The 6,793-nt window shown below is 66.0% G+C and carries 3 protein-coding genes; all 3 read right to left on the bottom strand.

The window, feature by feature from the left end; translation table 11 throughout:
* Window positions 1-70: 70 nt before the first annotated feature.
* The 3 genes from GZ998_RS09800 to thrC all read right to left on the bottom strand — a co-directional run bounded on the left by GZ998_RS09800 (window position 71) and on the right by thrC (window position 5,923).
* Window positions 71-1,078 carry a D-alanine--D-alanine ligase gene (locus tag GZ998_RS09800; protein WP_219109733.1) on the bottom strand — a complete coding sequence of 336 codons (1,008 nt, stop codon included), beginning with the start codon at window positions 1,076-1,078 and terminating at the stop codon, window positions 71-73.
* Between the two features lie 42 nt (window positions 1,079-1,120).
* A complete protein-coding gene (locus tag GZ998_RS09795) occupies window positions 1,121-2,428 on the bottom strand; it encodes a PLP-dependent aminotransferase family protein (RefSeq protein ID WP_162679612.1) in 1,308 nt (435 codons plus the stop codon).
* Between the two features lie 1,998 nt (window positions 2,429-4,426).
* The gene (gene thrC, locus GZ998_RS09790; protein WP_219109732.1) at window positions 4,427-5,923 is read right to left on the bottom strand and encodes a threonine synthase; all 1,497 of its coding nucleotides are present in this window, start codon (window positions 5,921-5,923) and stop codon (window positions 4,427-4,429) included.
* Window positions 5,924-6,793 lie beyond the last annotated feature (870 nt).

Here is a 6,793-nt window from a genome sequence, read left to right as displayed (position 1 = left end):
GGCCGCGATGTTTCACGTGAAACATCGCGGCCCGCGACTATCCCCGGTAACGAGTAACCGGATCGATGTGTCAGCAGTGAACCGCCGGACTGTGCACCAGCCGGTCGTACAACTGCGGCAAGTCGCCAGCAGCCTTAGCGGCCATTGGGAACAGGGACATCTCGGTCATGCCCGGGATGACGTTAACGTCGATGAACCAGGGCTGACCGTTCGCATCGAGAATCAGGTCGGTGCGGGAGATGTTTCCCAGCCCCAGGGTGCGGTGCACGGTCACCGCCATCTCCTGGACGCGCTCCAGTGACTCGGAGTCCAGGCGGGCGGGAACGAAGTACTCGGAGCGGCCGGGGTTGTAGCGGGCGTCAAAGTCATAGCGACCCTGTGAGACGACTTCCACGGGCGGCAGCGCCCTGGGACCATCGCCGGTATCCACCACGGAGACGGCGAGCTCGGTGCCCTCGACGTAGTTCTCGATCAGGGCCCGCTCATCGTAGGCGAAGCAGGAAACCATGGCGGTGCGCAGCTCATCCGCGTCGGACGCATAGGAGACCCCCAGTCCGGAGCCGCCTTGATTCGGTTTTACGACGACGGGTAGGCCGAGGTGGCTGGCGACCACGCCTAGTACCTCCTGGGCGCCAAGCTGGCTGAAGTACGCCTTGGGCAGGGTAACGGAGTCCGGTGTGAGTACGCCGGCAGCACGCACAGACGCCTTGGCGGTCGGCTTGAAGGAGGCGCGTTGACAGCCGTCGGAGTGCGTGCCGACGTACGGCAGGCCAAGGGCGATCAGCACGTTCTGCAGGCCGCCGTCCTCCCCGTGCCCGCCGTGCACCAGTGGCCAGACGACGTCGGGGCTGAATGCCTTGAGCGAAGGGATGGTGCGGGCGTCGACGTCGAGCATCACGACCGTGTGGCCCAGGTGCTTCAGCACACCCATGACCCGGTTCCCTGAACGCAGTGAGACCTCGCGTTCATGGCTGAGACCGCCGGCGAGGATGGCCACCCGCAGGGGTGCGGCGGTGGGGGTAGGTGCCTCCGGTGAGGCGCTGGTAGGTGTGTCAGGGGTTGTGGAGGTGTCAGGCATGGTGGCTCCTTGGTGTCGAATTGCTGGCATGCGGTGACCGGCTCAGACCTGATCCGGAGACGGCGCGGAGACCCCACCCGACGGGCGCTGACGGGCAGGACCGAAGAGATCGATTAGGTCTAGGTCGTGGGCAACTACTTCGGAAAGCCGACGCACACCTTCCCGGATCTCAACTGGCTCGGGGTAGCAGAAGGACAGTCGCATATGGTCGCGGCCCGCTCTTCCTCCGGCGTAGAAGGCGGTACCGGAGACGTAGGCGACGAGGTTCGTGACGGCTCGCGGCAGCATCTCCTTGGCGTCTAGGCCCTCGGGTAGGCCCACCCAGACGTAGAAGCCGCCTTCGGGTACGTTCCACGTGCACATCGGCATGAACTCGGCGAGGGCGTCGACCATGGCGTCACGCCGCTTGCGGTACATGGTGCGGAAGTCGCTGATCTGGCTGCGCCAGTCGAAGTTGTCCAGGTAGGTCGAGATCGAGAACTGGCCCACCGAGCTCGGACACAGGATGGCGGCTTCGGAGGCGAGCTTCATCTTGTCGCGCACGGCGGGTGGTGCCACGGCCCAGCCGACGCGGTAACCGGGGGCGAAGATCTTGGAGAATGAACCCAGGTAGACGACGTCGTCGGGCGCCAGGGTCTTAAGCGCCGTGTGGGTGCGCCCCTGGAAGTCGAGTAGACCGTAGGGATTGTCCTCGATGATGAGGATGTGGTGCCGGCGGCAGATCTCAATGACCTGTGGGCGCCGCTCCTCCGAGAGGGTGACGCCGGCCGGGTTGTGGAAGTTGGGCAGGCAGTAGAAGAACTTCACTCGACGACCCTGCCGCTCCAGGCCGGTGATGGCCTCCTCCAGCGCAGCGGGGATGACGCCTTCGGCATCGATAGGTGCCTGCTGGATGTCGGCCTGGTAGGTGGAGAAGATGGACAGGGAGCCGACGTATGTGGGCGCCTCGGTGAGGATGACATCGCCGGGGTCGATGAACAGCTCGGTGACGATGTCGACGGCCTGCTGCGAGCCGGTAGTGATGACAACGTCGTCGGCGTCGGCGTCGATTCCCTCTAGTGCCATAACCTCGGGGATCTGCTCCCGCAGGCGCGGCATTCCCTGACCGTTCCCGTACTGGAGTGCGCGGCCGCCGTCTTTACGGATCATGCGAGCGGTCGCCTCTGCCAGGGCGTCCAGTGGGAGGCCTTTCAAGTTGGGCATGCCGCCTGCCAGTGAGACCACCTCGGGCCTGGAGGCGACGGCGAACAGGGAGCGGGTCTCGGACTCACGTAGGCCGTACGCGCGGGTGGCGTAGGAGTCGAGCCAGGGATCCAGCCGGTTGCCTCGTTGTGGGTTCGTCTCGGTCACGTGATTTTCCCTCCCGGCGGGTGTGCTTTCGGGCAATAGTCTGCCACGCCGGCGGTATGCGGCGATGTTTCACGTGAAACATCGGGGTTGTGGGCTCTGTTCAGTGACTCTTGCCGACGGCGCAGGGCCGCGCCGCGCTGCGTATCCACCGGAGTCGCGTATCCCCTTGCATCCTGCGGTGGTCTTAGGAGGATGTTTCACGTGAAACATCAACGGGCAGCTCGTTGGGGTGGGCGGCTACGCACGGGAGGGAACCACGCATGGCTCGAGCGCGAATCGGCAAGGTGCTGCGTGACCGCGAATTCGGGGCGGTTCGTGCTCTGCGTATGGCGTGGCTGCACTAACGGGTGCGCCGGCCTAGGTGTACGCGCCGGGGGAAGTCCTGCGGGAGCCGGTGGTTCTGGGCGTGAGTGCCGCAACCTGCACCAACGCGGGCAAGCCACTCCGACGCGTGGGAAGACGGCCGGAAGTCTTGGTACGACGTACACCTGCTTGCGCGACGGTGGTCATCACCGGGACGCCACAGTGGCGACGTCCGCCACGGCGAGAGCTATCCCGGCGTCCAACCCCGCGATGACCACCACGGCGATGACCACCGCGGCGAGAGCGGACCCGGCGTCCAACTCCGCAAAGGCCGCCCCCGCCGTGTACTCCCCGCGATGACCACCACGGCGAGGGCTGACACGGCGAGGGCTGCTGACCCGGCGTCCACCCCCGCGATGACCATCACGGCCAGGGATGCTCTGGCGACGCACCTGCCGTTCAATCCGCGCGACGGCCGTACCTGTCGTCTACCCCCCGCGACGGCCGCCACGATGAGGGGCTCCGGTTACCGTTGCGCCAGCCGTTGGCTCTCCGCGACGGCCCCTCCCGCACATCTGCCCCCACGATGGCAGTGAAGGTGGAGATGGCTTCGGTATGCGGGTGGATGATGCGGGGGCGCGTATGCACGTAGGTTTGTGTAGGTGGTAGCGCTCCGCATATGCACCGTCTCCCCGTGCTACTCGTGGATCAGGGGCGGAGGGAAGGGAAGGGAGTCGCTCGGAGGAGAAGCAAGGTTGTGGCGCGATGATGGGTGCTTGACGGCTAGCGTGAGACTCTTGGTGCGGCTGAACCCATAGACCTCTAAGCAGCCGATGCACCCCACTGTGCATGGGGTGACGTGTTGGTGGCAGCTCGGCTCTCGGGTAGGGACTGTTGCGGCGCCGAAGCGTCCTGTACCAACCGGTATGGCGACCGCGCCGGAGTGTGCCGGAGATGATTGAAGGCCTCAGCCGACCGAGGCGAAGTACGTCGGCGTAGACGAGCGACCGACCGGCCGGTCTCACGGACTAGTCCCCCCAGAGCAGCCCTCGCCTACCCGGACGCGGTTGATCCCGCTTTGTGTGCTTCAAGAAGCCTGTGCCAACAGACGCGCTGTGCGTGTGTCGAGTGGCGCCGTTGCCGACTACGGCCTCAGCCGCTCGCTCTGGAAAGCGTCCGCAACCAGAACGTATTGCCGGAGGCTCCTATCGACGCCCTCGGCGTCGACGGCGGCGGCGCAAGGCAGACGATGTGAGGGTGTCGGCCGCTATGGAGCGCGCGCAATTAGCGTGCCGTACTCAGGGGGCCAGCGGTGCGAGCAGGAACCGAGCGTTGGCGCTGTCGTCTCGGGAGGCCGGGTGCGGGCGCATTGCGATGAGTGCCGTCTCCGGCGGCTCAGCGTGCCGGGCTCGCGTATGCGCAGCAATGCCCTGGCGGTGTTCGGCGGCGACCTACGCCGACTGCACGGGGGCGGTCCCACTGAACCAGGATGGCTGAGTCGCAATGTTTCACGTGAAACATCACCCGCCGGAATGCACGGGAGACGCGGTGGCTGGCGATGCCGTCGACGGTGCGGCCGCCGGGCGTGGCTGGGCTACGGAGACCCCAGCCGACGGTGCACACCGCACCTGCACCGCGTGCGCCGATGTTTCACGTGAAACATGTCGGCCCCGCTGAGTTGATAGCTCAGCGTGCTCAGGGTCGCAATGCGTCGGCGGCAATGAGTGCACGCAGCCGCGACTCGTCGTAGGGGATGTCCACCACGTGCTGCTCGGCGTCCAGCAGGCGACGGATCGCCTCGGGTACTGCCTGTGGGGTGCCGAGTGCTTCGGCAACGGTCTGCGGGAACTTCTCCGGCCTGGCGGTCTCCAGCACTAGGGTCGGAAAGCCACGGTCCATAAGACGCAAAGCCACGGTGACGCCGTCGGCGGTGTGCGGGTCGATCGGGGTGCCTGTGGCATCGTGCACCCGCCGGATAGCGGCGAGCCTGTCCGCATGCGTGGAAGTGCCTGAGGTAAAACCGAACTCAGAGTGCATCCGTTCCAGCTGATCGGAGAGGTCCAGTACCCCGGTGCGCTCCAGCTCGGGCCAGCGGGACTGGAATTCCTCAGCACCGAGCAGAGTCCAGATGAAGCGCTCTAGGTTGGAGGCCTTGGAGATGTCCATGGATGGGCTGGATGTGGCCAGGGTTTGCGTGCTGTTGCGCGGCCGGTAGACGCCGGTGGAGAAGAACTCGTCCAGCACGTTGTTCTCATTGGTGGCCAGAATGAGCCGCCGGATGGGCACGCCCATGGTGCGGGCCAGGTGGCCGGCGTAGATATTGCCGAAGTTGCCGCTGGGGACGGCCACGTCCACACGGAAGGCGCCGGCTCCGATGCTCGACCCGTCTACCCCGGCTGCCACTGCCGCTCCGGCGTCACCCTCCGCGACGCCGTCGGAGGCGCGCAGCCAGGCCCACACGTAGTAGACGACCTGGGCGGCGATGCGTCCGAAGTTAATGGAGTTGACCGCACCGATGGAGTACTCGGCCTTGAAGGCGGCGTCGTTGTTGATCGCCTTGACCAGGTTCTGGCAGTCGTCAAAGACGCCTTCGACGGCGATGTTGTGGATGTTGGCATCTGCCAGGGAGTACATCTGCGCACGCTGCACATCGCTCATGCGTCCCTGCGGGGAGAGCATGAAGACGCTGACGCCGTCGCGTCCGCGGAAGGCGTGCTCGGCCGCTGATCCGGTGTCCCCGCTGGTGGCGCCGAGGATGTTGAGCACGCGTCCCTCGCGGGCCAGCTGATACGGGATCGCCTGGCCGAGGAACTGCATGGCCAGGTCCTTGAAAGCCATGGTCGGCCCCTCGGACAACCCCACCAGGGCGAGTCCGGGGGCGACGGCGTCGAGCGGGCGCAGCGGTACCACCGGCGCCGGGAAGCGCTCCGGACCGTAGGCGGCGGAGGTGAGCGCGCGCAGGTCTTCGGCCGGAATGTCGGTGGCGTACAGGCCAATGACCTCGGCCGCGAGCTCCGGGTAGCTCAGCGACCGCCACGACTCCAGAGTGGCGGCGGACACCCGCGGCACTGCGGCAGGGACGGCGAGGCCGCCGTCGGGGGCCAAGCCGGACAGGAGCACACCCAGGAAGCCGGTGGGCGCCATGCCTCCCCGGGTGGAGATGTAACTCGTTTCCTGCGTGCGGTGCTGCATGTGCCGCCCTCCCGTGCGCCGTGGTGAAACGCGCCCATCCTATGCGACCGGATAATCCTTTCGTCTACCCGCGTGCTCTCCCTCAGGTCCTACCCGGTCCATCTCGGCGCCGGCTTAGTGGGTCTTCGTGAAAGGGGTGGTGAGGCGCGTTGGCTGGTGGGAGTCTGCTGGGTGGTGCTTGGCTGCTTGGCCTGTTGCGCTGTGGGCAGGGCGCGGCGGTTCGGCGGTTCAGGGGCGGTCAGCTGCGCCTAACGGTTAGTGCATTCGGCCCATCCCGAATACGACCCCGTCTCGGCCAAGACGTCCTCGTCAGACATGGACCGACCCCATGTGCGGCGGGGCCTCCTCCTAGGCCCGAGAAACGGTCCCTACACCGCGGGCCAGACCTGGGTTCCGGCAGCTGCATATGCGACGAGCCTGAAGACCCCGATACTGACGTGCCGTCATTAAAACTGGCACGAGTCGCTAAGGCTGCGAAGCCATTACCGCAACACGTAGTTGAAAAGCACCGTAATGTAATATCGGTTGTCGAATATAAGTGATATATGACTTATCTCGTTAGCGTCACGAGTACAGCCTAGGCTTTGGTTTGTGGGTGCTGTGGCTGGGGCCGATGATGACGACGTCGGCCCGGTGCCAGGCCGTGTTGGTGGCAGCGGATGACTCGTCGTATTCGTTGAGACCACGCGGCTCCTGGACGGAGGCGGTAGCCGCGGACGGCGCTGGCCGCCGACTCCAGTGACTCTGCTACCGCGGGGGCTGGGCGCCGCTGCGAGGGGCGCAGACCGGGCTGGCTCACTTCACGCTCCGGGATGACGGTTCGGCACTTGGCACCGACGCCTTGGCACTTCTGACGACTCCACGTACCCC

The organism is Actinomyces sp. 594, from assembly GCF_019325145.1.
In the GTDB taxonomy this organism is placed as follows: Bacteria; Actinomycetota; Actinomycetes; order Actinomycetales; family Actinomycetaceae; genus Actinomyces.
This window is presented reverse-complemented; position numbering and strand designations above follow the sequence as displayed.

Coding starts and splice junctions, on each gene's coding strand:
- thrC (WP_219109732.1), bottom strand. CDS start 5,923: ATGCAGCACCGCACGCAGGAAACGAGTTACATCTCCACCCGGGGAGGC.
- GZ998_RS09800 (WP_219109733.1), bottom strand. CDS start 1,078: ATGCCTGACACCTCCACAACCCCTGACACACCTACCAGCGCCTCACCG.